Origin of the sequence: Streptococcus pseudopneumoniae (assembly GCF_038148935.1) — a bacterium.
Taxonomy (GTDB): domain Bacteria; phylum Bacillota; class Bacilli; order Lactobacillales; family Streptococcaceae; genus Streptococcus; species Streptococcus pseudopneumoniae_U.
This window is the reverse complement of the sequence record NZ_JBBJZX010000279.1, coordinates 1-222: the sequence shown is the minus strand read 5'-3', so window position 1 is coordinate 222 and position 222 is coordinate 1. Positions and strand designations below refer to the sequence as shown.

Genomic DNA, 222 nt, shown 5'->3' with positions numbered 1-222 from the left:
TCTTTGCTGGTTTCTCTATATTTTTTTAATTCCAAGAACGCCATCTTAACCAGATGGTTTTCTTGACCGTTATTGGTGATGGTTAAAACCTCACCTGTAGTGTCCTCTCGCATGCTAAAGCTATGAAAAGCCAGGTCATCTGAGAAATAATTGCTATCTACAATTGCGATAGCGTATACTGGTGCGATGTGTTTATAGCTCTGGTGAGTATCACCTTCACGT

1 pseudogene is annotated in these 222 nt (G+C 40.1%); it reads right to left on the bottom strand.

Annotated features, from left to right (window positions below):
* Positions 1-222, bottom strand: a pseudogene (locus WKI42_RS10985) (Rpn family recombination-promoting nuclease/putative transposase); the annotation flags it as partial.